The following is a 23,981-nucleotide window of genomic DNA, read 5'->3' as shown; positions in this document are numbered from 1 at the left end:
GGATGGTCGCATGAACCCAGTGTCGGAGACGAACGGCGATGACACCGGCGGCGCCAGCGCGCCGGCCTCGCCCGCCCCCATCAACCTGGGCAAGGACGACGCACCCACCGTACTGGGCAAATTGCGCACCCTGGTGCAGGACAAGACCCGCTTCGAGCCGCAGGACATCACGCCGCTGGCCGAAGACGATGTGCTCCAGGACTTTTCACTGCAAGCCAATTACACCTTCGAGGCGCGCCTGGAACAGCGCCATATCAACGGCTATTTCACGCCGTCAGCGAGCGATCACTGCTGCGCCAGCCATGAAGTGACGCCATTCGCGCAGGGGCAGACCAAAGACCGGCTGCGCCGCGCGGCGGCCAGGCTGGGCACGGAACTGAACGGCGCCGGCCACGCCTACGACGCGATTGCCGACGGCCTGTACCTCGGTCACGCCGTCAAGCAGTGGCATCTGGACACCTGCCACAGCTGCGCCGGCCACGGCCGCGTCGATTGCACCACCTGCTACGGCAGCACCACGGAAACCTGCTGGAGCTGCCACGGCCGGCGCACCGTCAGCTGCGACGCCTACGGCTGCTACGGCAGCGGCAAGGTGTCGTGCTCGTATTGCAGCGGCAGCGGTTTCGTCACCGAACAGGTGACCGATTACGTGACGGTGGAAGTACCCACTACCATCTACGAGAACGGCAGTTCGCGCACCAGCTACCACACGGAAACGCGCACCCAGTACCGCAACGTGCAGCGCAATTGCCATCATTGCAGCTACGGCAAGGTCACGTGCAACACCTGCCACGGCAACGGCAATGTCAATTGCGGCACCTGCCGCGCCAGCGGCAGCGTCACGTGCCGCACCTGCAGCGGCGTCGGCGATTTGCGCTGCAACCCTTGCGACGGTTCCGGCAAGGTCGGCAGCGCGGCCTGGGTCGACGTGCATGTGGCGCCCGCCTACAGCGTCAGCCTGCCGAAACAGGCGCCCGACGACGCGCGCCGCATCCGCGAAAAAGAAAGCGTGCGCTCACTGGCGGCGCTTGCCGGCAGCCTGGCGCTGGCGCAAGTGAGTGTGTACGACCCGGACCTGCCGCAGGAAGTCGACGCCCTGTATGCGGGCAAGCTGCGCATCGTGCGCCTGGACGCCGCCTGCAATGGCGAGTCGCACCACCTGGTGGCCTACGGCCGCGACTTGCGCTGGCTGACGCTCGACGATATCGTGGAAAAACTGCTGCGCGGCGACCTCAAGGCGCTCAGCGACGCGCTGGCTGGCAGTCTTGATGACGGCCTGTTCTCGTCCCAGGTGAAGGGCTTGCTGACGCCGCTGCGCGACGTGGCGGCGTCCGAGCTGAACGCCGACGTGATCGAAGCGGTGCTGAGCGGCGAGACCAATCACGCCCACGCCGACGTGGTCTCGGCCGACTACGCCAGCAATGTGCGCACCTGCGTGCTGGGCGCGCTGCGCCAGGTCTACACCCGGCTGGCCAAGCAATTCTGGTGGAAAGGCGCGCTCGGCGCGCTGGCCGCCACCATCGGCGTGTGGTTCTTCTTTGGCCGCGGCATGGGCGCGTTTGCCGGCCTGCTGGCCACCGGCGCGGCCTGGCTGCTGTTCAAGCGCCAGGTCAAAAGCGTGCTGAGCGAAGCGCTGGGCGGCGACAGACAGGCCGAACGGGCCATGCTGATCGCCGGCAAGGGCGGCCGCCACCAGCTGGCCTATACCCTGGTATTGACGCCGGCCATCGTGGCGGCGCTGGGCGCCGGCTATGGCCTGCCGCTGCGCCAGCGCGCCAGCACGGCGCCGGTACCCGCCATCGCGTCGACGCCGGTGTCGCCGCATGTGGCCAGCGTGCCGCAGGACGCGAGTGCGGCGAAGGCCTTGAAACTGTATGAAAACGGCGAAAAGGCGCAAGCGCTGGCCATGCTCGACGTGCTGGTCAAGAAAGGCAATGCCGACGCCTACGGCCTGTACGGCTGGATGACACTGATGGGCGAAGGACTATCGAAAAAGCCGGGCCAGGCCGCCCCCACCACGCAGGAACGCCAGGCATGGCACGCCGACGCCAAGCCGTGGATCACGCGCGCGCTGGCGAAAAACGACAGCTACGCGCTGGCCGCCAAGGGCGTGATGCTGGCCGAAGGCTGGCAGGAGCAGCGCAACATGCCGCGCGCGCTGGAACTCTTGAAGCAGGCGGCGCAAAAGGGTAATACCGAAGCGATGCACTTGCTGGGCCTGTACAACATGATGGGCAAAAACACGCCTGTCAACCACAAGGAAGCGCGCAAATGGTTCACCATGGCCGCCGACAAGGGCAGCGCCGGCGATATCTACAACCTGGGACTGATGGACTGGGAAGGCGCCGGCCTGAAACGCCCCGACCGCGCCAGCGCCATGCAGAGGTGGAAGATTGCGGCAAGCATGGGGGAGGAACGCGCCGTCAAAGCGGTGGCGCAGGGCAAGCCTTGACGGCGTAGGTCGGATTAGCGCTTGCGCGTAATCCGACATCACCTCCGGCCGCGTTAACAATGTTGTCGGATTACGCGCTTGCACGCTAATCCGACCTACGCTGGGAATTCGGCAATATGGCGTTGAATATAGGCGTACAGCGCGTCCACTACTTGGGGCCGCTGCCGCTCGAAATTGTCGCGCGCCAGCGGCGGCAAACCCAGCTCGGTTTGCACCAGCGCATTGACGGCCTTAAAATTCATGTACCGCGCGCTGTCGAATCCTTCCCAGTCCACATACGCCAGCCATTCGGCCAGCACCACCACGCACGCCACCGGCGGCGCCAGGGCGGCAATGCGTTCCGCGCGCAGCACGCTGTCGCTGCGGATGCCGTGCTGCATCAGGACGGCTTGCGCCACCTGCTGCAGTGCATCTTCGGGTTCCGAGCGATGGCGCGCCAGCAGCCGCCGGGTCAGCGAGCTCAGGGCTGCGCGTCCGGCAACGCCGACAGGGTAAAGATTTCAAACCCGGTTTCCGTCACCGCCAGCGAATGCTCGAACTGGGCCGACAGCGAACGGTCCTTGGTGACGGTGGTCCATTTGTCGGGCAACACTTTCACCTGGTAGCTGCCGACGTTGAGCATCGGTTCGATGGTGAAGATCATGCCCGGTTCCAGCACGATGCCGGTGCCGGCGCGGCCGTAGTGCAGCACTTGCGGCGTGTCGTGGAAGACCTTGCCGACGCCGTGGCCGCAGAAGTCGCGTACCGAGGAAAAACCCTGCGCTTTTGCCACCGCTTCGATGGCCGCGCCAACGTCGCCCAGGGTCGCGCCCGGCTTCACGGTGTTGATGCCGACCATCATCGCTTCATACGCGGTATTGACCAGGCGATTCGCCAGGATGGACACGGCGCCGACCTTGAAGGTACGGCTGGTGTCGCCGTGCCACTCGTTGAATTTCGGCGTGACGTCGATATTGAGGATGTCGCCCACTTTCAGGATCTTGCTCTCGGACGGGATGCCGTGCGTGACCACATGATTGACCGAAATGCAGCTGGCGTGCTTGTAGCCGTGGTAGTCGATGGTGGCGGGAATGGCGCCGGCGGCGCGCATGAATTCCTCGCACAGGGCGTCGAGCTTGGCGGTCGAAATGCCGGGTTTGACGAACGGCGTGATGTAGTCGAGCGTGTCGGCGGCAATGCGCCCGGCGGCGCGCATGCCTTCGAACCCTTCTTCGTCGTGCAGGGGGATTTTCTTGCCGTGTTCAAGCTGGGTGGAATAGCGCATGGTGTGGGTTCTTTATTCTGATTGATTAATGTGTGGTGTGGGCGGCCCAGCCGCGCACGGCGTCGTGCGAGGCGCGCAGCATGGCATCGACGCTGGCGGGAATGGTGCGTTCCTGGGTCAGGTAAGGCTTGACGACGGCCACCGGCGCGTCGATCAGCATGAACTTGAGCACCAGGTGATCAATGCCCGCATCGGTTTCGGCCACGTTGGGCATGGCGGCGGCGCAGCGCGTAAAACAGGCGTCGAGCGCGGCCTGTTCCTGTTCCAGCGCGGCCTGCAGTGCCGCATCGAGGCTGCCGTTGAAATCGGGGCTGTCCTCGCATTGCAGCAAGAAGCGCGCGTAGACGGGCTTGCGGCGGCACCAGTCCAGCAAGCCATGCACGCCGGCCCAGGTGTCACCCTCGCCCCACAGGCTGGCCACTTCCTCGCGGAAGTCGCTTTTCACGCGCAGCCAGGCGCGCGCCAGGATGGCGTTGCGCGAATCGAAGCGGTGATACACCGAACCGATCGGCGCGCCCGCCTTGACCGCGATGGCGGACATCGACACGGCCGCCACGCCGCACTGGGCCGCAACCGTGATGGCGCTGTCGATAAAATGATTTTCGTTGAATTTGGCTAGTCTGACCATGGCAAATAGAATACCCATTCTATTTGAATCCGTCAAGCATGCCGATATTTTGCGCCCTGCCCGGGTTCCGCTTTCTCTCTACGGTGTTACGAGCTGCGTCGAAGCGCTGCCTTCGGGAATCATCAGGGCGAAGTCGTAGCCGTTGATCAGATTGAGCATGTCGATATCGCCCGCCGCCAGTTTGCGCAAGCCGGGCCGCAATGACCGCAGATCAAAGAGCGACCAACTGCCGTCGGTGGCGCCCGCATCGGCCAGCAGTTTGAAGGCGGCGCTGCCAGGTTCGATCTGTGCAGGCTGGTGTGGCTTGCCCGCTCCCGCGAATCTCAGTTGCTTGCCCTTCACCGCCAGCACAATCAGGTGCAGCGAGGTACGGCCCTGGCCTTCGGCGCGTTCCGCCAGAAAATTGCCGACGTCACGATTGTTGAGCGGATTGATACCCTTGTAGGCGTGATTTGCGCCGACCTTGACCACCAGCTTTTGCTCTTGCGCGCCGAGCCGGGAGGCCAGGGTCCGCTTTAACAGCGCCAAACGCAGGCGGTTGGAGAGGTCGCGGTCGCCGGGCACTTTGGAGGCGCTTTTCTGATAGATGGCACGGCTCTCCAGCAGTGCATCGAGCAGGCCCAGCGCTGTTTGCTCCTTGGGGCCGGCCAGCAGCGGGCGCAGCGAAGCAAGCTCCTCGTCGGAGGCCGACAGCATCAGGTACTCCAGGGGATTGCCGGTAGCCGCCGCCTTTTGATAAGCGACAGCTTCCATTTGACGCAAGGCTTCCAGCTTCGCGCGGGCGGCCGGATTGACCGGCTGGGACAGCATCTGGGCGATCAGGTATTTGGCCGTACCAATGAATTCCTGGTCGATGCCCCAGTGCTCGAAGCGCGGTCCTGCGGCCAGTGCAAAGCCGGCCAGCATCTCCGCTTCCTGGCGCATGGCGTAGAAAGCGATGGCGTCCGGATAGGCGGCGTCGAATTGGGCGATGGCAGTGACCGCGTCGGCGAGCTTGAGCATCCCTTCGAGCGCGCTCGCCACGACCGGACCAGTTTCCGTTACCAGGGTCGTGAAACCGGCAGGCGCCAGGGCATTGAAGTAGGCGGAAGAGAACCGGGCGATCTCGGCGACACCGTGATCCTCGCCGAGGAGCACGTACTGCGCCTGGCGCGACGCTTGCAGCAGCGGTGCCGCACCGGGCCCCGATAGCGTGCCCTTGTCCAGCGTGATGGCGAGCCGGCTGGCCTGGAGTTTGTCGAGGACGGCAGTATCGGCGGCGGCCGGACCGGCGTAGCCCAGCGTCAAGGCGGTGGCGAGGAAAGCGAAGCGCACGAACATGGCAGTGTGGGCCGATCAGGCCGGTCAGTGAATGACTCGACAGTGTAACCTGTCGCCCTCACCCTGCCGCAGCTGATGACAGCGATTTTCAGCGTGGGAATTTATACCGTACCAGCAGCGTAGGTCCCTTGCCGCCAGGCGGCGTCAGCAGTATCTCGTCACCTGGCTGCATCTCTTCATACATCACGGTGCAACAGGTTGGCATCGAGTGGCCGCGCGCCGGATAAACGCCAACCTCGGTGTGCAAGTTGGCAGCGCGTACGTCCACGCTGGCCTCGCCGGCCTTTTCCGCTTCTTGCAGCTGTTTGCGCAGCACGGTGACAAAGTCCCCTTTGCTGAGCCTGGCAGGTGCCTGGCTTGCTTTCGGGCGCACGGCAATATCGTTTTTCATGGCAGTTTCTTTCAGTGTATACATTCCCGCCACTATATCATTCGCCCCTGGCCTGCACTTGTCGTGCCGCCTGACAGTGGTTGTCACCATACAGGGTAGAGTGTTGCATCCGGCGGTTGAAGGCGGCTGCTCGCCAGGGGTGGTGGAGGTGCGACGTTGAACACCGATACGACTCGTTTTTTTCCGTATTGATCAGAGCTTCAGGAGACCTACCCATGGCAACATCGCAATTAGAACTTTCTCGTCCACCGCAGCAGGCGCGCGCCTTGGAGCTTTGGCTACAGCATGCCGCAGGCCGCATTCTATTCGAGGATGTACGGGCTTACGCTACCGAAAAAATCGACCCGACGCTGCCGGACGAAACTCGCTTGGCTGTGCAGAAAGGAATTGATGATGCGATGTACGGCTTGATGATGGTGATTGACGGTGTGTCCGGTGTTCTCAAAAGCGGGCCTCAATCTGTCGAGCTCTCCGTGACCGCACGGCTGGTGAATCGAGAACCGCCCGGCATTGCAGCCGAACTGGACTTGCGCGACGGTGATGGAATGTGCATGGGCTATCACGGGTGGCTTGACGGCGATTACGGCGACAATATTGTCGTGCTCACCGCACCCTAGACGACTGCTTTCCCATCATGGCCCAAGTCGCCAGCTCGGGCGTCCCGGGCCAAGCGGGCCTGAAAAATGTCGAGGGCAAGGCGCGGCGACGAAGACAGTACGCATGTACGGCAAGGAGCCGCAACGCCGCCATCGGCATTTTCTCGGGCCCGCGTCTCCGGCCCGCCGTTTTTAAACCTTTATGCGGTGCCTGCCTTACAATGCCATGTACCAACCCTTACAGGAGTACCGCTTGCATACGCCCGCCTTTATCGCCTCCGCCCGTTTTGACGATCCCCGCCTGGCTTTGGAACAGGTGCAAGCCATCTACCGCGCCAGCATCGACCATCTGCGCGATGCGCTGCAGCGCTTTGTCGCCGGCGAAAACATGCAGGAACGGGTACGCGGCTGCTACCCCTTCGTGCGCATCCAGACCGAGACCGTGGCGCGCGCCGACTCGCCGCTGGCCTATGGTTTCGTGGCCGGCCCCGGCGTGTTCGAAACCACCCTGACGCGCCCCGACCTGTTCGCCGACTACTATCTCGACCAGTTCACCCTGCTGCTGAAAAACCATAACAACGGCCAGAAAGTGACCCTGGAAGTGGGCGTCAGCGCCCAGCCCATTCCCGTGCATTTCTCGTTTGCCGAGCACGACCATATCGAAGGCAATATGGATGCCGGACGCCGCATGGCCATGCGCGACCTGTTCGACCTGCCCGACCTGGCGGCGATGGACGACGGCATCGCCAACGGCACGCATGAAACGGCGCATGGCGAAGCCCAGCCGCTGGCATTGTTTACCGGCCCGCGCGTCGATTACTCGCTGCAGCGCCTGCGCCACTACAGCGGCACCTCGCCGCAGCATTTCCAGAACTTCGTGTTGTTTACCAATTACCAGTTCTATATCGACGAATTCATCCGCTTGGGCCACGCCATGATGCAGCGCCCGCAGGACGCCGGCACGCCCTCGGACGACGACGGCTATATCGCCTTTGTCGAACCGGGCAATGTGGTGACGCGCCGGGTCGGCCAGTCGGTCGAGCTGGACGACGCCCTGGGCGCCGCGCCGCCGCGCCTGCCGCAGATGCCGGCCTATCACCTGCTGCGCGCCGACGGCAGCGGCATCACCATGGTCAATATCGGCGTCGGTCCGGCCAACGCGAAAACCATCACCGACCATATCGCCGTGCTGCGCCCGCATGCCTGGCTGATGCTGGGCCACTGCGCCGGCCTGCGCACCACGCAAAGCCTGGGCGACTACGTGCTGGCGCACGCCTATGTGCGCGAAGACCATGTGCTCGACGAAGACTTGCCGCTGTGGGTGCCGATCCCGCCGCTGGCCGAAATCCAGCAGGCGCTGCAGACGGCGGTGGCCGAAATCACCCAGCTGACGGGGCTGGACCTGAAACACATCATGCGCACCGGCACGGTGGCCAGCACCGACAACCGCAACTGGGAACTGCTGCCGCAGCGCACGCCCGAGCGCCGTTTCAGCCAGAGCCGCGCGATTGCGCTCGACATGGAAAGCGCCACGATCGCCGCCAACGGCTTCCGTTTCCGGGTGCCGTATGGCACTTTGCTATGCGTCAGCGACAAGCCGCTGCACGGCGAAATCAAGCTGCCCGGCATGGCGAATCATTTTTACCGCGAGCGGGTCGACCAGCATTTGCGCATCGGCATCCGCGCGGTGGAACTGCTGCGCCGCCAGGGCGTGGACCGGCTGCACAGCCGCAAGCTGCGCAGCTTTGCCGAGGTGGCGTTTCAGTAAGCGTTCAAGCAAAGAAGCGCGGATCGTACTGCCAGCGCCGCACGGTGCTGGCAGTGATCGCCGCCGCGTCAGGATGACGCGGATTGATCAGCACATTGCATTCGTCGGGCACGATCACGGAAGGTACCACCAGCAGAGCGGTCCTGCCTGCCGCGCACCAGCCATCGCCAGCCCGGCTGGCAGACATGCTGGCGGGGATGGCGTCCCAGCCGCCCGGCACGGGATCGAGCAGCTGGCGCGCCTGCCATACCGCTTCCGGTACCTCGATGCGCACCAGAAAGCGATTGAAAGGGAGCGTGCCGGCGCGCAGGTAGTGCACGGTTTCCAGGGTCGCCAGCGCAATGCTGGTAGAGCAATACACGACCGGCACGCCCTTGCTGTTCCAGCGCCCGCCCGTAATCTTGGCGCCGATGCCGCTCAGGTCATCGGCGGCATAGCCTGGCGTATCGGCGGCGATACGCCAGAGCACGCTCATGCGTAAGCTCCGCTCTCGCTCATCGCCAGCAAGGCGCCCACCATTTTTTGCCCCTCGAAGGTATCCATATAGCTGGCGGGCGTGGCGCCGGCCAGCGCGGGCAAGGGCTTGCTCAGCCAGTCAGACAGCCAGCGCGCGGCGTCAAAGCCGGCCGGATCGCCGGAGCGCTCGACCATTGCCTGCACCGAGCCGATCAGCGTCTCGATGCCGAGCACCCGCTCCGACTCGTCTTTCGACAGCAGGCCGGCGTCTTTTTCCTTGCGGCTGATGGTGGCGCGCGACAGCCCCAGGCTGGACAGCAGCAACTCCTTGCTCATGCCCATGCGCGCCGACAAGCGGGCGATGGTCGCCGCCGGGATGCCCTGGCGTATCAGTGCGATGCGTTCGTGCGGATCACCGCCATGCGGCGCCGTGCCTTCATACAGAACCCGCGCTTGTCTGGCTGCCAGTGAATGATCTGTTTGCTTGGGATGTGCCATGATCGTCTCCTTCAAGACATCAGAATAGGTTGAATGAGACAAAATACAAGGTACGCGCCGAGAAAAATGACAAGGGACTTCTCGCCTGCTGTCATGGTCACACATTGCGCACTTTGCCAAGGTTGCTTTTCGGTAAAGCTTGCGTATCATGAATGCGGACCGCCCGGTCCGCCATTTATCTCACGGAAAATAATGAATCTATTTCAAAGCGCCAGTATCGCCCTGGCATTCGGTCTGTCGATGCCGGCATTCGCGCAAACCGTCTCCACGCCCATCTACAGCTTGCTGCGCCCCCTCGTGGAAATCGATGCGAACGGCAATGACATCTGCGGAGTGGATGCCATCACCGCAGTGATCATCAACAAGAAACTTGAAACATATAATTTCCAGTTCTATGTCGCAGCCTCGACGCTGATGGGCCACGTCAATGCCGGTGCACCGACCACGCCGCCTGACAATGCAAAACAGGCAGGAGCACAAAAAAAATTACCCCGCCCTACCGGATTCTGGATCAAGAAAAAGGATGACGCCGAAGTACTGCGCATGCGGAACATCGAGGCGTCCAGCAAGCCCGGGCAGCTCCATGGCACGGCCGATCTGGTACCGGCTACCCGGCAGTTATGGAATCTGATCAATGGCGAGGAAACGCAGTTGTCCATTGAATACCCGAACCAGCGCAGCCAGAATACCATCCAGTTTTCGGAAAAACTGTCGGATGAAGATTATGACGCCATGCTGGCCTGCATGAAAAAGCTGACGGTATCGGTTCACAGGGTCCATGAGGCCAACAAGACACGATAAAAAAGGCTCTCTCTCAGGATGACATGGTCGTAAAAATGGCGCCTTGTATCCATATACAAGGCGCCATTTTTGTCTGTGGCATCGGCTTACAGAAAACGGTCGAGGATTTTTCTCGTGTGCTTGTCGATGGTGAACATGTCGCGGATCAAAAATTGTATCCCGTGGTTGTCGGCGATCAGCAGCGAGGTGGCGCCGATGCGGCGGATATCTTCTTCGCCCTTGAGCACGAACTCGGTTTCGCCGCGGTCGGTGTCGACCTGCCAGGTGCACGGCGTGGCAAAGCTCGACACGCTTTTCACGCGCGCGATTTCGGGCATGAATTCGCGCCCTTCCAGTTCCTCCTTCAGCAAGCCGCGCTGCGGTTCGGGCAGCTCGTCGAGATGATCGATCCACGCCACTTCCTTGCCGTCGCCCTGCACCAGTGAAATGCCCTCGTCGGGCGCCTGGATCGGAAACGCGCGCACCGGCGCCACGCCCACATGCTGCTGGCCGTCTTCGGCGGTCATCACCAGCTTGCCATACGGGTCGCGGCGCAAGGTAAAAGTCGTGCTGGCCATGTTTATTCCTTCTCTTCCAATACCATTTCGGCGGCGTTGCGCGCCTGCGCTTCATACAGGCGGTAATACGCGCCCTCTTTCGCCATCAGTTCGTCGTGGCTGCCCACTTCCACCACCTGGCCGCGGTCCAGCACCACCAGGCGGTCGGCGCGGTGCAGGGTCGACAGCCGGTGCGCGATCGCGATCGTGGTGCGGCCCTGCACCAGGTTGTCGAGCGCTTTCTGGATTTCCTTCTCGGTTTCCGAGTCGACCGACGAGGTGGCCTCATCCATGATCAGGATGCGCGGATCGATCAGCAGCGCGCGCGCGATCGAGATGCGCTGGCGCTCGCCGCCCGACAGGCCCTGGCCCCGTTCGCCGACCATCGAATCGTAGCCCTGCGGCAGGCGCAGGATGAATTCGTGGGCATGCGCGGCGCGCGCGGCGGCGATGATGTCCTGGCGCGTGGCGTGCGGCTTGCCATAGGCGATGTTCTCGGCGATGGTGCCGAAGAACAGGAACGGCTCCTGCAGTACCAGGCCGATATTGCGGCGGTAGTCGGACACGGCGAACGAGCGGATATCGACGCCATCGAGCAGGATCGCGCCTTCCGACACATCGTAGAAACGGCAGATCAGGTTGACCAGCGTGCTCTTGCCCGAACCGCTGTGGCCGACCAGGCCGATCATTTCGCCGGCCTTGATGTTCAGGGTGATGCCGCGGTTGACGGCCCGGTTGCCGTAGCGGAAACCGACTTCGCGCAGGTCGATCCTGCCTTCGATCTTGTCCAGCTTCACCGGTTGCGCCGGTTCCGGCACGCTCGACACATGGTCGAGGATGTCGAAGATGCGCTTGGCGGCCGAGGCCGACTTTTGCGTCACCGACACGATGCGGCTCATGGAATCGAGGCGGCCGTAGAAGCGGGTGCTGTAGGCGATAAAGGCGGTCAGCACGCCGACGGTGATTTCGCCGCGCGACAATTGCCAGATGCCGAAGCACCAGATCACCAGCAAGCCCATTTCGGTCAGGAACGAGACGGTCGGCGAGAACAGCGACCATACCTTGTTCAGTTTGTCATTGACGGCCAGGTTGTGCGCATTGGCGTCGCGGAAACGCGCCGCTTCACGGTGTTCCTGGGCAAACGCCTTCACCACGCGGATGCCGGGAATGGTATCGGCCAGCACATTGGTCACTTCGCTCCACACGCGGTCGATCTTTTCAAAGCCGGTGCGCAGGCGGTCGCGCACCAGGTGGATCATCCAGGCGATGAACGGCAGCGGCGCCAGGGTCATGATGGCCAGCCACGGATTCATCGACCACAGAATGGCGCCGGTCATGATGATCATCAGCACGTCGGACGCGAAGTCGAGCAGATGCAGCGACAGGAACACGCAGATGCGGTCGCTGCCGCTGCCGATGCGCGCCATCAGGTCGCCGGTGCGCTTGCCGCCGAAGAATTCGAGGGACAACTTCATCAGGTGTTCATAGGTGGCCGAACGCAGGTCGGCGCCCATGCGCTCGGACACCAGCGCCAGCACATAGGTCTTGCCCCAGCCCAGCAGCCAGGCCAGCAGGGCCGAACCGAGCAGGCCGCCCATGTAATACACCACCAGCCACGGGTCGATCTGCTGCCCGTTCTGGTACGGGATCAGCACATTGTCCATCAGCGGCGCCGTCAGGTAGGGCGGTATCATGTGCGCGGCGGTGCTCAGCAGCATCAGCAGGAAACCGAGCGCCAGCTGGCCGCGGTAGGGGTGGGCGAAGCGCCACAGGCGGAACAGGGTCCAGGTCGACGGCGGCGTATGCAGCACCTTGGCGCAGATCGGGCATTCTTCCTGGTCGGGTTCCAACGGCGCCTTGCAGCTGGGGCACACTTCCTGTTCGGCCGCCAGGATGGGCTGGCCCGTCAGGTGGCTGTCGAGCCGTTCGACGAACTGTTCCAGCACGCGGATGGCGTGCAGGTTCTGGCCCAGCGTGAAGCGCCACGAGGCCAGGCGGCCGTGGTCGTCGAACAGTTCCAGGTGGCCCACGCCGGCGTGATCGTGGTGCGCCAGGCGCAGGCCCGGGCGGTAGGACCAGTGCTGCCACGTGGTTTCGCCGGGAGCGCGCGCCAGCAGGCGCTTCTCGGTGACAACTATTATGCCTTTTGTGAAACGTAATCGCGCGTCGAGGTCAACCTCCACGCTACTTAAAACGTTCTCCCCGGTAAGCAGATTCTTTTCCACCTGCGCCAGCCAGTGGTCAGGCAGCGCGGTGGCGGGGGTGGGTACTGCGGGAACTATCAGTTCAGTTGTCATCGTAAAGCATGCTCCGGCTCATGGCCTGGCCCTCGAAGGGCGGATTGGGTGGGGTGAAAGCTGCCTGTCCTGGGGTGTGCAGCGGGACGGCGGCTGGCAGATATACCAGTGGCAATTTCCTGTATTGTATCGAATGGATGCCTGCAGGTAAGGCATGGATGGCTAAACTGATCAGGAAGGGCCAGGTGGATGCTGCGCTTTTGCAACGCCAGGCTGAAGTATACAACAACACCGCGTTGCGCAAATGCTGCAAGTTGCGGGGCTAGGCAGGAAATAAATAGCAGGCAAGGCAACGAATGGTAACAATTAGAAACGTAACTCCAGCAGAATAGTAGAAGCAAACGCGACAAGAGCCCCCTAAAAGTGGCACACTGCGCATACCCGGGATAAAGAACCAAGCACGAGCCTGAAAAGTCTCTGTAGAGCCACCTAAAGTATCTGGCGCCCAGACGCCTGGCTTGTTATCAAGAAACCACTTACATGATCAAGAAGAAGAACATCGAATTTGTCCGCGTCACCCATCTGCGCGGCCCCAACATCTGGACCTACCGTCCGGTGATCGAGGCCTGGGTCGATATCGGCGAACTGGAAGATTACCCCTCCAATACCCTGCCCGGCCTGTATGAGCGGCTGGTGGCATGGCTGCCCGGCATGATCGAGCACCGCTGCGGCGTCGGCGAACGGGGCGGCTTTTTCGAGCGCCTGCGCGAAGGCACCTGGTCGGCCCACATCCTCGAGCACGTGGTGCTGGAGCTGCAAAACCTGGCCGGCATGCGCACCGGCTTCGGCCAGACGCGTTCGACCAGCCAGCGCGGCGTCTATAAAATGGCTTTCCGCACGCGCGAAGAACAGGTCGGCCGCGCGGCCCTGGCCGCCGCACGCACATTGCTGATGGCCGCCATCAACGATGAAGCCTACGACCTGGAAGCGGCGCTGGCGCCGCTGCGCGAGATGGTCGATGCGCGCTGCCTGGGCCCGAGCACGGCCAATATCGTCGACGCCGCCACCGAGCGCCGCATCCCGTCGCTGCGCCTGAACGACGGCAACCTGGTGCAACTGGGCCATGGCGCCGCGCAGCGCCGCATCTGGACCGCCGAAACCGACCGCACCAGCGCGATCGCCGAAGGCATCGCCAGCGACAAGGATCTGACCAAGTCGCTGCTCAAGTCGTGCGGCGTGCCCGTGCCCGAAGGCAGCCTGGTGCGCAGCGCCGAAGCGGCATGGGAAGAAGCGCAGGATATCGGCGTGCCGGTGGTGGTCAAGCCGTATGACGGCAACCATGGCCGCGGCGTGTCGCTGAACCTGATGACCGAAAGCGACGTGAAGGCCGCGTATGAACTGGCCGCCACGCAAAGCGACAGCTCGGCCGTGATCGTCGAAAGCTTCATTACCGGCGACGAACACCGCTTGCTGGTGGTCGGCAACAAGCTGGTCGCCGCCGCCAAGGGCGAATCGCTGTGGGTCGATGGCGATGGCGCCTCCACCATCCTGCAACTGGTCAACACGCAGATCAATACCGATCCGCGCCGCGGCGAAGGCGAAGATTTCCCGCTCGGCACTGTCCGGCCGCATGAATCGGGCGAGATCGTGCTGGAACTGCGGCGCCAGGGCATGACGGCCGATTCCGTGCCGCAAGCGGGCCAGAAAGTGCTGATCCAGCCGAACGGCAATGTCGCCATCGACGTGACCGACGACGTCCACCCATCGGTGGCGCATGCGGTGCTGCTGGCCGCGCGCGTGGTCGGCCTCGATATCGCCGGCATCGACCTGGTGGCGAAAGACATCACGCGTCCGCTCGAAGAACAGCGCGGCGCCATCATCGAAGTCAATGCCAGCCCGGGCCTGCTGGCCCATATCAAGCCGGGTGTCGGCAAGCCGCGCGCGGTCGGCGCGGCGATCGTCGAGCATCTGTTCGAACCTGGCGAAACGGGCCGCATTCCGCTGATCGGCGTGACCGGCACGCGCGGCGCCAGCCTGATCGTGCGCATGCTGTGCAAACTGCTCAACCTGTCCGGCCTGCATACCGGCGCCGTCTGCGGCGAAGGCATGTTCCTCGACCAGCGCCGCGTGGTCAGCACCAATTGCGTGAACTGGGACGCGGGCCAGCGCCTGCTGCTCAACCGCACCGTGCAGACGGCCCTGTTCGAAAGCAATCCGCGCATGATCCTGGCCGAAGGCCTGGCGTACGACCGCTGCCAGATCGGCATCGTCACCGACACCGGCAGCCTTGATGACATCAAGGATTTCGACGTGCTCGACGAGGTCGGCCTGTACAAGGCCGTGCGCAGCCAGGTCGACGTGGTGCTGCCGACCGGCGTGGCGGTGCTGAACGCCGCCGAGCCACTGGTGCTGGAAATGGCCGCACTGTGCGACGGCAGCGTGACCCTGTACGCCCAGGATGGTGATTTGCCCGGCATCGCCGCCCACCTGGCCGAAGGAAAACGCGCCGCTTTCGTGCGCGGCAACCATATCGTGCTGGCCGAAGGCGGCATCGAAACCGTGCTGCTGTGCCTGGACCTGCTGAAACCGGCCACCGCCGGCAACGTCGACAGCGTGCTGGCGGCCGTCGCCGCGGCCTGGTCGCTGGAACTGTCCACCGACCTGATCTGCGCGGGATTGCGCACGTTTGACGCGGCGCCGGGCAGCATCGGCAACTGAACGGTTGCCAAACCCGGCAAGGCACAGAACAAGCCCGGCGCAAGCCGGGCCCACAAGAACACAAGGAATACGGTTAATTATGGAAGTATCTCGCGTACGGGCCCTGCGTGGCCCCAACCTCTGGAGCCACGACACCGCCGTGGAAGCCATCGTTTCCTGCACCACGCAGGAACTCGACATCGCCCAGCTGCCTGGATTCGAAGCGCGCCTGCGCAATATCTTTCCGCATCTGAGCCCGCTGCAACCGCTGGGCAACTACAACGCCGCGCCGATGGCGCAGGTGCTCGAACTGGTGGCGCTGGGCCTGCAGGCGCAAGCCGGCTGCCCGGTCACCTTCAGCCGCACCACGCCGACCCTGGAAACGGGCATCTTCCAGGTGGTGGTCGAATATTCGGAAGAAGCGGTCGGCCGCCTGGCGCTGGAACTGGCGCAGCAGCTGTGCCTGGCCGCGCTGGAAGACCGGCCTTTCGACGTTGCCGGTGCCCTGTTGCAGCTGCAGGAACTCGATGAAGACGTGCGCCTGGGGCCGTCGACCGGCGCCATCGTCAACGCGGCATTGGCCCGCAATATTCCGTTTCGCCGCCTGACCGAAGGCAGCCTGGTCACGTTTGGCTGGGGCAGCAAACAACGCAAGATCCAGGCCGCCGAAATGGACGGCACCAGCGCGATTGCCGAAGCGATCGCGCAGGACAAGGAACTGACCAAAAAACTGCTGGACTCGGCCGGCGTGCCGGTGCCGCAAGGCCGCGTGGTGCTCGACGCCGACGACGCCTGGGCCGCCGCCTGCGAGATCGGCCTGCCGGTGGTCGTCAAACCGAAGGACGGCAACCAGGGCAAGGGCGTCACCGTCAATGTCACCACGCGCGAGCAGCTGACGGCCGGCTTTATCGCGGCGCAGGAATTTCGCGACGATATCCTGGTCGAGCGCTACCTGCCGGGCCACGATTACCGCCTGCTGGTGATCGGTAACAAAATGGTGGCGGCGGCGCGCCGCGACCCGCCGCAAGTGGTCGGCGATGGCCGCCACACGGTGCGCGAACTGGTCGACCAGGTCAACCTCGATCCGCGCCGCGGCAGTGGCCACGCCACTTCGCTGACGAAGATCCGCTTCGACGATATCGCCCTGGCCAGCCTGGCCAAGCAGGGCTATGTGGCCGACTCGGTGCCGCCGGTGGGCCAGCGCGTGATCCTGCGCAATAACGCCAACCTGTCGACGGGCGGCTCGGCCACCGACGTCACCATCGACGTGCATCCGGAAGTGGCGGCGCGCGCCGTCGCCGCCGCGCACATGGTGGGGCTGGACATCTGCGGCGTCGACGTGGTCGCCGACAGCGTGCTGAAACCGCTGGAAGAACAGAATGCAGGCATCGTCGAAGTGAACGCCGCGCCGGGCCTGCGCATGCACCTGGCGCCCTCGTTCGGCAGGCCGCGTCCGGTCGGCGAGGCGATCATCGCCGCCATGTTCGCCGACGGCGACGACGGCCGCATTCCGGTCGTCGCCGTCACCGGCACCAACGGCAAGACCACCACCGTGCGCCTGATCGCCCATCTGTTGACGGCGTCGGGCCTGCGCACCGGCATGACCAATACCGACGGCGTCTACATCGAAGGACGCCAGATCGACAGCGGCGACTGCAGCGGCCCGCGCAGCGCGCGCAATGTGCTGCTGCACCCGGACGTCGATGCGGCCGTGTTCGAAACAGCGCGCGGCGGCATGCTGCGCGAAGGCCTGGCCTTCGACCGCTGCCAGGTGGCCGTGGTGACCAATATCGGCGCCGGCGACCACCTGGGCCTGAACTACATCACCACCGTGGAAGACCTGGCGGTATTGAAACGCGTGATCGTGCAGAACGTGGCCGACAGCGGCGTGGCGGTGCTCAATGCAACCGATCCGGCGGTGGTGCGCATGGCGAAGAACTGCAGCGGCAGCGTGACCTTCTTTGCGGCCGACAAATCGCATCCCGTGATGGCCACCCACCGCGCCCAGGGCAACCGCGTGGTCTACGTGGAAGACGGCAAGCTGGTGGCGGCGCAAGGCAAGGCGCGCCATGAAATTGCACTGTCGCAAGTGCCGATCACGCGCAACGGTGCGATCGGCTTCCAGGTGGAAAACGCCATGGCCTCGGTGGCCGCCGCCTGGGCCGTCGGCCTGGACTGGACCACCATCGCGCTGGGCCTGAAAACCTTTGCCAACGAAGCCGACAATGCGCCGGGCCGCTTCAATGTGTTCGACTACAAGGGCGCGACCCTGATCGCCGACTACGGCCATAACCCGGACGCCATCCTGGCGCTGGTGCAGGCGGTGGAAAGCATGCCGGCCAAGCGCCGCTCGGTGGTGATCAGCGGCGCCGGCGACCGCCGCGACGAAGATATCCGCCAGCAGACGGAAATCCTCGGCGCCGCGTTCGACGACGTGCTGCTGTACCAGGATCAATGCCAGCGCGGCCGCGCCGACGGCGAAGTGGTGGCCCTGCTGCGCCAGGGTCTCGACGGCGCCAAGCGCACCAGCCATATCGATGAAATCAACGGCGAGTTCGTGGCCATCGATACGGCCCTGGCGCGCTTGGGCGAAGGCGACCTGTGCCTGATCCTGATCGACCAGGTGGAAGAAGCGCTGGCGCATATCGCCAAACGCGTGGCCGAAGCGTAAGCGGCTCACTGCGATGAAGAGGCGGCGCAATGCGCCGCCTTTTTTTCGTCCGGCCCCCTCGCACCAGCCTGGTGCATTTTCACCCCGAATCGTGGTCTGCATGCTGTAATTTCGGGCATGAAAATTGCATATAAGAAACCATATCATCGGTTGACGACAAGGCGGTGCAGGCATGGTGAGTAAAATCTCGCGGTTTATCGGCAAGCTGACGGTGGGGCGCAAGCTGGCCCTGATCTACCTGCTGGACCTGTCCGCCGTCATCTTTATCTCCGGCATCCTGATCAACGAAAAATACATCGCCATCGATTTTTCGCGCAAGGAGATGGCCGGCAACGAATACATCGCCGTGATCCGCGACGCCATGCTGCCGCTCACGCGCACCGGCGCCGAAACCCAGGGCGCGGCAGCGGCGTCCAGCATCGCCCGCGCCGAAAGCGCCCTGGGCGGGTCCATGCGCAGCGCCGAACTGGCGGCCGAATTCGCCGCCCTGCTGGTGCGCCCGCACGAGGCCGGCGCGGCAAGCGACGCCATCGCCCCCTCGCCCGTGTTTGTCGCCGGGCGCGAACTGCTCACGCGCGTGGGCAATCAATCGAACCTGATCCTCGACCCCGACCTCGACAGCTACTACACCATGTCGCTGGTGATCCTGCGCTTTCCCGAACTGCTGGAAGTGATCAACAGCATGCGCGAACTGGCATTGAACCTGTCCAGCGCCGAAGGCGCGCAGCGCCAGCGCATGCAGACCCAGTTCCTGATCCTGGAAGGGCGCATGGACGCCACCATGGGCGGCATCGGCAGCGATTACACGGAAGCATTCGAAGCGAGCACGCCGCTGCTGCGCCGCCACCTGGAAGGCTCGCGCGCGGCCCTGCGCGACGCCGTCACCCGGTTCCGTGCCAGCACCCAGGCGCTGGCCGGCGCCGAGGCGTATCCGGCCGGACGCCAGGAACTGCTGCTGCGCGACGCGGCGGCAGTCTCCGCGCTGCAGCTGGCCTGGAAGGATGCCGAAGTCGAGCTGCAGCGCCTGATCCAGCTGCGGGTCGACGGCTTTTTCACGCGCATGTGGCTGCACCTGGGTACCGCCGTGCTGCTGCTGGTGATGATACTCGGGCTGGTGTTTTTCGTCGCCCGCCAGATCGCCCTGCCGATCCGCCGCCTAGCCCGCGTGGCGCAAGAAGTGCGTGAAACGGGCGACCATAGCCTGCGCGCCGACTGGCACAGCGTGGACGAAATCGGCCGCCTGGTGGGCGCCTTCAACACCATGTTGCAGCAGCTCGACTTCCAGCGCGTGGCGCAGCAGGAACTGGTGGCGCGCGCCAGCGCGGCCGATGCGCAGCGCCAGCTGGTCGACGCGATTCCGATCCCGCTGATGGTCACCTCGATCCCGCACCACCAGGTACTGCACGCCAACCAGGCCGCGCATGCGTGGCAGCAGGGACTGGAACTCGATCCGTGGAGCCGCGGCATGAGCGGGCAGGCCCGTTCGCGCTTCTTCCAGCGCCTGAGCGACCTGGGCGCCGTCGATGAATTCGAAGTGCTGTGGCACAGCGGCGACACGCCCACCTGGGCCCTGATCTCGGCGCGCCTGATCGACTACCAGGGCCAGCGCGCGGTGCTGTCGACCTTCACGCCGATCAACAAGATGAAGCAGATGGAGTCGCGCCTGGAACTGTGGGCCAAGGTGTTCGAGGCCTCGGCCGAAAGCCTGATCGTGATGGATGCGAACATGCGCATCATCACCGTCAACCAGGCCTTCCGCCGCCATTCGCTGTACGACATGGTGGAACTGATCGGCAAGCGGCCGGCCTTTCTGCTGGCGCCGGACAATAGCCCCGAACAGCTCGACAACCTGCGCCACACGCTGGCGCGGCGCGGCTACTGGCAAGGCGAAATCTCGATCCAGCGCAAGTCGCTGGAATGCTATCCGGCCTGGCTGGTCATGAACGCCGTGCGCGACCTGGACGGCGTGACCACGCACTTTATCGCCAGTTCGCTCGACATCAGCGAGCGCAAGGCCAGCGAGCGCCAGATCGAGCACATGGCGCATCACGATGCGCTGACGGGCCTGGCCAACCGCCATGTCTCGAACCTGCGCCTGGCCACCGCCATCGCGCAGGCGCGCCGCAACGGCGACAAGGTGGGCGTGCTGTTCATCGACCTGGACCGCTTCAAGAACGTCAACGACGCGCTGGGCCACCATGTCGGCGACGCGCTGCTGCAATCGGTGTCATCGCGCCTGCTGCAACTAGTGCGCGACGGCGATACCGTCAGCCGCCTGGGCGGCGATGAATTCGTCGTCATCCTGAACGGCATCGACGATGTCGAGGCCATCGGCCGCCTGCTGGAAAAGCGCTTGATCCCGGCCATGCGCGCGCCGCACCAGGTGGCCGGCAGCGAGCTGTATGTGTCGTGCAGCGTGGGCGTGGCCGTGTATCCCGATCACGGCGACGACCTCGACACCCTGATGCGCCACGCCGACGCCGCCATGTACCAGGCCAAGAGCGGCGGGCGCGACAACGCGCGCATGTTCTCGGCGCAGCTGCAGGACCAGCAGCTGCAGCAGCTGCACCTGGAAAGCGACCTGCGCCACGCCATCGACCGCCAGCAGCTGGTGCTGCACTACCAGCCGCGCATCGACGCCATCAGCGGCCTGCTGCACGGCGTGGAAAGCCTGATCCGCTGGAACCATCCGCAGCGGGGCCTGATCGCGCCCGACAGCTTCATACCGGTGGCCGAGGAATCGGGCCTGATCGTGCCGATCGGCGCCTGGGTGATACGCGAAGCGTGCCGCCAGCACGTGGCCTGGCGCGAGGCGGGCATCGGCGCCATCGCCGTCTCGATCAACCTGTCGGCAATCCAGCTGAAAAACGGCGCGCTGGTGGCGACCTTGCGCGAAGTGCTGGCCGAGTTTCCCGTGGCGCCGGGCCAGATCGAATTCGAGCTGACCGAATCGATCCTGATGGACAATGTGGACGACACCATCGCCACCCTGCAGCAAATCAAGGCGCTGGGCTTCGGCCTGTCGATCGACGATTTCGGCACCGGTTATTCCAGCCTGAACTACCTGTGCCGCTTCCCGCTCGACAAGCTGAAGATCGACATGAGCTTCGTGCAGAACATCCATGAGTCGCCGCAAAACCTGGCCGTGACCAAGGCCATCATCGGCCTCGGCCACACCCTGGGCCTGACGGTGACGGCCGAAGGCGTGGAAAGCGCGGCCGACGCCGACGTGCTGCGCCATGCCGGCTGCGACGAATTGCAGGGTTATTATTTTGCCCGTCCCATGCCGCAGGCGCAGCTGCTGGCATGGCTGGAAGGCATCGAGCAGCCCGTGCCGGCCTGCGCCTAGATTAGTTGGCGCCGGCGTCGGCGATGGCTTGCGCGGCCACCGCGCTGGCGCGCATCTCGGCGGCGAACATGGACGTGGCGTGCGAGATGGCCCGCGTGGCGCGCGACAAGAAGACCGACCAGTGGCGCTGGTCGACCAGCAGCATCTCGATGCAGAACCACACCTGGCCGCGCACCGCGTGTCCCTTGACCAGCTTGATGCGGCGGTTGACTTCGTCGAGCGCGGCCAGCACGCGCTGCAGTTCCTCCGGCGTATCGATCGACCAGACATTGGGCAGGATCAGCTTGGCGAACTGGGCGTCGTCCTCGTCAAAGCACAGCACGTAGCCCATGCCCTCGAAGCGGAAGGCGATGTCGCCATCGCCGTCGAGGCTGGCCTGGTAGCCTTCGGCTTGCAGATGCTGGAGCAGGAAGTCGGTAACGGAAGTGTTGCTGGCCATGGTGGATCCTTTCGGTTGAGATGCCGGCAACCGTGATGGTGCCGCTGCATACCCTCCTCAACGGCGCCGCCCGGCCACAATACAAAATTATTTTCACGGCCCGCGAAATTTTCCTGAAAGCATCGTTTTAGTGCCGGGTTTGATCTGTCGCAAAGTAATTCGGCACGGCGCTTTTATGCTGTCAGTTCCTCATCCAATCAAGCGGAGAACGGCATGGGCGGTGCGCGGCAAGCTCCTCAGCAATTATTCCAGCCCGACATCCCGGCGCGGCTGGACATGCGCACTTGCGCACTGGTCGAGCATGCGCTGGCGCTGCAGAACATGGCCGGCACCGGCGCGGCCGCCCTGTTCCTGCATTGCCACGACGTGCCGCTGGCCACCGCCCTGCGCGTGCTGACCACCGGGCCGCAGCGGCACAAGGCCGGCCCGCACCTGTTCGCCCGCTTGCGCCCGCGCGCGGGGGCCGTCGGCTACGCTACCCTCGGCGCGGCGCTACCGGGACGCTGAGCTATCCTGTACCATCGCCCCACCTTACTTACTTCAGGCACGGCGATGCAGGCAAGCACCCACCACGACAGGCACGCGGCGTTGATCGCCGAGATCCAGGCGCGCTATGCGCAGTTCAGTCCGCAATTCCAGGCCGGCGCGCGCTACCTGGTCGACCATCCCGACGACGTGGCCGTCTCGTCGATGCGCAGCATCGCCACGCGCGCCAGGGTCCAGTCGGCGGCGCTGGTGCGGCTGGCGCAGCAGCTGGGCTTTGCCGGCTGGCCTGAACTGAAAAGCATTTTTGTCGAGCGCCTGCGCACGCGGCCGGCGCCCTATGCGGAAAAAGCCGGCGCGCTGGCCGGCAAGGGCGCCGAGCTGGTGGCCGAAGTATTTGCGGTGCAGCAGCGCAACCTGGCCGCCACCGAATGCGCCAGCCAGGCCGCCCTGCAGGCGGCGGCCGGCCTGCTGGAAGCGGCCGGCCGCGTGCACGTGGCCGGCTTTCGCGCGGCGCACCCGATCGCCTACACCTTCCATTATCTGTACCGATTGCTGCGCCCCAGCGTGCAACTGCTGAGCGGCCAGGGCGGCACCCTGGAGATGGACTTGCGCGCCCTGCAGTCGGGCGACGCGGTGGTGGTGGCCAGCTTTGCGCCATACTCCAGCGAAGCGCTGCTGGTGGCCGGCCGCGCGCGCCAGGCCGGCTGCATGGTCGTGGCCGTCAGCGACAGCGCCATGTCGCCGCTGGCCCGGCAAGCGCATGCCAGCATCGTCATCGCCGTCGACAGTCCCTCGTTCTTCCCGTCCATCGTGGCGGGCATTGCCGCCGTCGAAAGCCTGGCCGAACTGCTGGTGGCGCGCGCCGGGCCAGAAGCCGTGCAAGCGATTGCGGCGGCCGAAAGCCAGTTGCGCGAACTGGGCGCCTACGCGCCTTAGTTCGCCACGACCTTGATCTGTTTCACGTCCAGTGTCGACTCGCCAAAGGTTTCCTTGTCGAATTCACCGGTCAGTTCCACCATCGTCGTGTGATCGATCTTGACGCCCTGCGGGAACCGCTTGGCGTCGATTTCCACCGTCATCTTGCCGCTGGCGTCGGTAAATTCATATTCCTCGCCGCCCTTGTGGCTGGTCAGCTTGCCCTTGAGCTTCACGTATTGATCGTCCTTGGCCTTGGCCAGCACGTCCTTGGCCGTCATCAACGCCATGCTCGACGGACCGGTGTAGCCGCTTGCTGCGGCTGGCGCCGTATTCGACGGCCCCGTATAGCCGGCGGGCTGGGCGATGGCAAAGGCGGAAGCGGCAATCAGGGCGGTCATGCAGGAGATGGTCAGTACTTTTTTCATGGTCGTTCCTCTTCGGTAGTGGCGGGGTTTGCCTGTCGCTGCAGGCACA

Annotated in this window: 20 protein-coding genes; 9 read left to right on the top strand and 11 right to left on the bottom strand. The window is 64.3% G+C overall.

The window, feature by feature from the left end; all coding sequences use genetic code 11:
* The first annotated feature begins 10 nt into the window (after positions 1 to 10).
* On the top strand, positions 11 to 2,452 hold the full coding sequence (locus ACP7B7_RS01455) for a hypothetical protein (RefSeq protein ID WP_308925107.1): 2,442 nt from the start codon (positions 11 to 13) through the stop codon (positions 2,450 to 2,452).
* A 95-nt stretch (positions 2,453 to 2,547) separates the two neighbouring features.
* Here the strand turns inward: ACP7B7_RS01455 and ACP7B7_RS01450 are convergent, their stop codons facing one another.
* From ACP7B7_RS01450 to ACP7B7_RS01430, 5 genes are all read right to left on the bottom strand, one after another.
* The gene (locus tag ACP7B7_RS01450; protein WP_308925106.1) at positions 2,548 to 2,850 is read right to left on the bottom strand and encodes a hypothetical protein; all 303 of its coding nucleotides are present in this window, start codon (positions 2,848 to 2,850) and stop codon (positions 2,548 to 2,550) included.
* Between the two features lie 62 nt (positions 2,851 to 2,912).
* Positions 2,913 to 3,716, bottom strand: coding sequence for a type I methionyl aminopeptidase (gene map / locus ACP7B7_RS01445; RefSeq protein WP_308925105.1), 804 nt, complete (start codon positions 3,714 to 3,716; stop codon positions 2,913 to 2,915).
* Between the two features lie 25 nt (positions 3,717 to 3,741).
* Entirely contained in the window at positions 3,742 to 4,344 is a 603-nt protein-coding gene (locus ACP7B7_RS01440) for a TetR/AcrR family transcriptional regulator (RefSeq protein ID WP_426075533.1), read from the bottom strand.
* A 78-nt stretch (positions 4,345 to 4,422) separates the two neighbouring features.
* Entirely contained in the window at positions 4,423 to 5,664 is a 1,242-nt protein-coding gene (locus ACP7B7_RS01435) for a hypothetical protein (RefSeq protein WP_426075532.1), read from the bottom strand.
* Between the two features lie 88 nt (positions 5,665 to 5,752).
* On the bottom strand, positions 5,753 to 6,055 hold the full coding sequence (locus ACP7B7_RS01430; protein ID WP_308925102.1) for an HNH endonuclease: 303 nt from the start codon (positions 6,053 to 6,055) through the stop codon (positions 5,753 to 5,755).
* A gap of 215 nt (positions 6,056 to 6,270) precedes the next feature.
* Between ACP7B7_RS01430 and ACP7B7_RS01425 the strand changes: the two genes are divergently transcribed.
* Both ACP7B7_RS01425 and ACP7B7_RS01420 read left to right on the top strand, forming a co-directional pair.
* The gene (locus ACP7B7_RS01425; RefSeq protein ID WP_426075531.1) at positions 6,271 to 6,672 is read left to right on the top strand and encodes a hypothetical protein; all 402 of its coding nucleotides are present in this window, start codon (positions 6,271 to 6,273) and stop codon (positions 6,670 to 6,672) included.
* A 232-nt stretch (positions 6,673 to 6,904) separates the two neighbouring features.
* Positions 6,905 to 8,419 (top strand): AMP nucleosidase, encoded by a 1,515-nt coding sequence (locus ACP7B7_RS01420; protein ID WP_308925100.1) that lies wholly within the window; start codon positions 6,905 to 6,907, stop codon positions 8,417 to 8,419.
* A gap of 4 nt (positions 8,420 to 8,423) precedes the next feature.
* Here the strand turns inward: ACP7B7_RS01420 and ACP7B7_RS01415 are convergent, their stop codons facing one another.
* Both ACP7B7_RS01415 and ACP7B7_RS01410 read right to left on the bottom strand, forming a co-directional pair.
* Positions 8,424 to 8,894, bottom strand: a complete 471-nt coding sequence (locus ACP7B7_RS01415; RefSeq protein ID WP_426075530.1) for an RES family NAD+ phosphorylase — start codon at positions 8,892 to 8,894, stop codon at positions 8,424 to 8,426.
* Positions 8,891 to 9,373: an antitoxin Xre-like helix-turn-helix domain-containing protein gene (locus ACP7B7_RS01410; RefSeq protein ID WP_426075529.1), complete on the bottom strand. Its 483-nt coding sequence runs from the start codon at positions 9,371 to 9,373 to the stop codon at positions 8,891 to 8,893. Before ACP7B7_RS01410 ends, ACP7B7_RS01415 begins: the two co-directional genes overlap by 4 nt.
* A 192-nt stretch (positions 9,374 to 9,565) precedes the next feature.
* Between ACP7B7_RS01410 and ACP7B7_RS01405 the strand changes: the two genes are divergently transcribed.
* Entirely contained in the window at positions 9,566 to 10,174 is a 609-nt protein-coding gene (locus tag ACP7B7_RS01405; protein ID WP_426075528.1) for a hypothetical protein, read from the top strand.
* Positions 10,175 to 10,260: 86 nt separating this feature from the next.
* On the opposite strand, the gene ACP7B7_RS01400 is transcribed toward ACP7B7_RS01405, so the two are convergent.
* Both ACP7B7_RS01400 and ACP7B7_RS01395 read right to left on the bottom strand, forming a co-directional pair.
* Positions 10,261 to 10,731, bottom strand: a complete 471-nt coding sequence (locus ACP7B7_RS01400; RefSeq protein ID WP_426075527.1) for a DUF1854 domain-containing protein — start codon at positions 10,729 to 10,731, stop codon at positions 10,261 to 10,263.
* A gap of 2 nt (positions 10,732 to 10,733) precedes the next feature.
* Positions 10,734 to 13,007: an ABC transporter ATP-binding protein gene (locus tag ACP7B7_RS01395; protein ID WP_426075526.1), complete on the bottom strand. Its 2,274-nt coding sequence runs from the start codon at positions 13,005 to 13,007 to the stop codon at positions 10,734 to 10,736.
* A 480-nt stretch (positions 13,008 to 13,487) separates the two neighbouring features.
* Between ACP7B7_RS01395 and cphA (ACP7B7_RS01390) the strand changes: the two genes are divergently transcribed.
* From cphA (ACP7B7_RS01390) to ACP7B7_RS01380, 3 genes are all read left to right on the top strand, one after another.
* A complete protein-coding gene (gene cphA / locus ACP7B7_RS01390) occupies positions 13,488 to 15,665 on the top strand; it encodes a cyanophycin synthetase (protein ID WP_426075525.1) in 2,178 nt (725 codons plus the stop codon).
* Between the two features lie 79 nt (positions 15,666 to 15,744).
* Complete coding sequence (gene cphA, locus ACP7B7_RS01385) at positions 15,745 to 18,315, top strand: cyanophycin synthetase (RefSeq protein WP_426075524.1); 2,571 nt, start codon at positions 15,745 to 15,747, stop codon at positions 18,313 to 18,315.
* A gap of 172 nt (positions 18,316 to 18,487) precedes the next feature.
* The gene (locus ACP7B7_RS01380; RefSeq protein ID WP_426075523.1) at positions 18,488 to 21,664 is read left to right on the top strand and encodes an EAL domain-containing protein; all 3,177 of its coding nucleotides are present in this window, start codon (positions 18,488 to 18,490) and stop codon (positions 21,662 to 21,664) included.
* A gap of 1 nt (position 21,665) precedes the next feature.
* On the opposite strand, the gene ACP7B7_RS01375 is transcribed toward ACP7B7_RS01380, so the two are convergent.
* Positions 21,666 to 22,103, bottom strand: a complete 438-nt coding sequence (locus ACP7B7_RS01375) for a YbjN domain-containing protein (RefSeq protein ID WP_426075522.1) — start codon at positions 22,101 to 22,103, stop codon at positions 21,666 to 21,668.
* Positions 22,104 to 22,316: 213 nt separating this feature from the next.
* On the opposite strand from ACP7B7_RS01375, the gene ACP7B7_RS01370 reads away from it, so the two are divergent.
* Positions 22,317 to 22,610, top strand: a complete 294-nt coding sequence (locus ACP7B7_RS01370; protein WP_308925090.1) for a hypothetical protein — start codon at positions 22,317 to 22,319, stop codon at positions 22,608 to 22,610.
* Positions 22,611 to 22,655: 45 nt separating this feature from the next.
* Entirely contained in the window at positions 22,656 to 23,525 is an 870-nt protein-coding gene (locus tag ACP7B7_RS01365) for a MurR/RpiR family transcriptional regulator (protein ID WP_426075521.1), read from the top strand.
* Here the strand turns inward: ACP7B7_RS01365 and ACP7B7_RS01360 are convergent.
* On the bottom strand, positions 23,522 to 23,932 hold the full coding sequence (locus ACP7B7_RS01360) for a YgiW/YdeI family stress tolerance OB fold protein (RefSeq protein WP_426075520.1): 411 nt from the start codon (positions 23,930 to 23,932) through the stop codon (positions 23,522 to 23,524). The genes ACP7B7_RS01365 and ACP7B7_RS01360 overlap by 4 nt on opposite strands.
* Positions 23,933 to 23,981 lie beyond the last annotated feature (49 nt).

Source organism: Janthinobacterium sp. PSPC3-1 (assembly GCF_049896105.1).
Lineage (GTDB): Bacteria > Pseudomonadota > Gammaproteobacteria > Burkholderiales > Burkholderiaceae_D > Janthinobacterium.
Note: the sequence above shows the minus strand (reverse complement) of the source record. Positions and strands in the feature narration are given on the sequence as shown.

Excerpts from the sequence above, each read along its gene's own strand:
- ACP7B7_RS01455 (WP_308925107.1), top strand. The coding sequence starts at position 11 with ATGAACCCAGTGTCGGAGACGAACGGCGATGACACCGGCGGCGCCAGC.
- map (WP_308925105.1), bottom strand. The coding sequence starts at position 3,716 with ATGCGCTATTCCACCCAGCTTGAACACGGCAAGAAAATCCCCCTGCAC.
- ACP7B7_RS01440 (WP_426075533.1), bottom strand. The coding sequence starts at position 4,344 with ATGGTCAGACTAGCCAAATTCAACGAAAATCATTTTATCGACAGCGCC.
- ACP7B7_RS01435 (WP_426075532.1), bottom strand. The coding sequence starts at position 5,664 with ATGTTCGTGCGCTTCGCTTTCCTCGCCACCGCCTTGACGCTGGGCTAC.
- ACP7B7_RS01430 (WP_308925102.1), bottom strand. The coding sequence starts at position 6,055 with ATGAAAAACGATATTGCCGTGCGCCCGAAAGCAAGCCAGGCACCTGCC.
- ACP7B7_RS01425 (WP_426075531.1), top strand. The coding sequence starts at position 6,271 with ATGGCAACATCGCAATTAGAACTTTCTCGTCCACCGCAGCAGGCGCGC.
- ACP7B7_RS01415 (WP_426075530.1), bottom strand. The coding sequence starts at position 8,894 with ATGAGCGTGCTCTGGCGTATCGCCGCCGATACGCCAGGCTATGCCGCC.
- ACP7B7_RS01410 (WP_426075529.1), bottom strand. The coding sequence starts at position 9,373 with ATGGCACATCCCAAGCAAACAGATCATTCACTGGCAGCCAGACAAGCG.
- ACP7B7_RS01405 (WP_426075528.1), top strand. The coding sequence starts at position 9,566 with ATGAATCTATTTCAAAGCGCCAGTATCGCCCTGGCATTCGGTCTGTCG.
- ACP7B7_RS01400 (WP_426075527.1), bottom strand. The coding sequence starts at position 10,731 with ATGGCCAGCACGACTTTTACCTTGCGCCGCGACCCGTATGGCAAGCTG.
- ACP7B7_RS01395 (WP_426075526.1), bottom strand. The coding sequence starts at position 13,007 with ATGACAACTGAACTGATAGTTCCCGCAGTACCCACCCCCGCCACCGCG.
- cphA (WP_426075525.1), top strand. The coding sequence starts at position 13,488 with ATGATCAAGAAGAAGAACATCGAATTTGTCCGCGTCACCCATCTGCGC.
- cphA (WP_426075524.1), top strand. The coding sequence starts at position 15,745 with ATGGAAGTATCTCGCGTACGGGCCCTGCGTGGCCCCAACCTCTGGAGC.
- ACP7B7_RS01380 (WP_426075523.1), top strand. The coding sequence starts at position 18,488 with ATGGTGAGTAAAATCTCGCGGTTTATCGGCAAGCTGACGGTGGGGCGC.
- ACP7B7_RS01375 (WP_426075522.1), bottom strand. The coding sequence starts at position 22,103 with ATGGCCAGCAACACTTCCGTTACCGACTTCCTGCTCCAGCATCTGCAA.
- ACP7B7_RS01370 (WP_308925090.1), top strand. The coding sequence starts at position 22,317 with ATGGGCGGTGCGCGGCAAGCTCCTCAGCAATTATTCCAGCCCGACATC.
- ACP7B7_RS01365 (WP_426075521.1), top strand. The coding sequence starts at position 22,656 with ATGCAGGCAAGCACCCACCACGACAGGCACGCGGCGTTGATCGCCGAG.
- ACP7B7_RS01360 (WP_426075520.1), bottom strand. The coding sequence starts at position 23,932 with ATGAAAAAAGTACTGACCATCTCCTGCATGACCGCCCTGATTGCCGCT.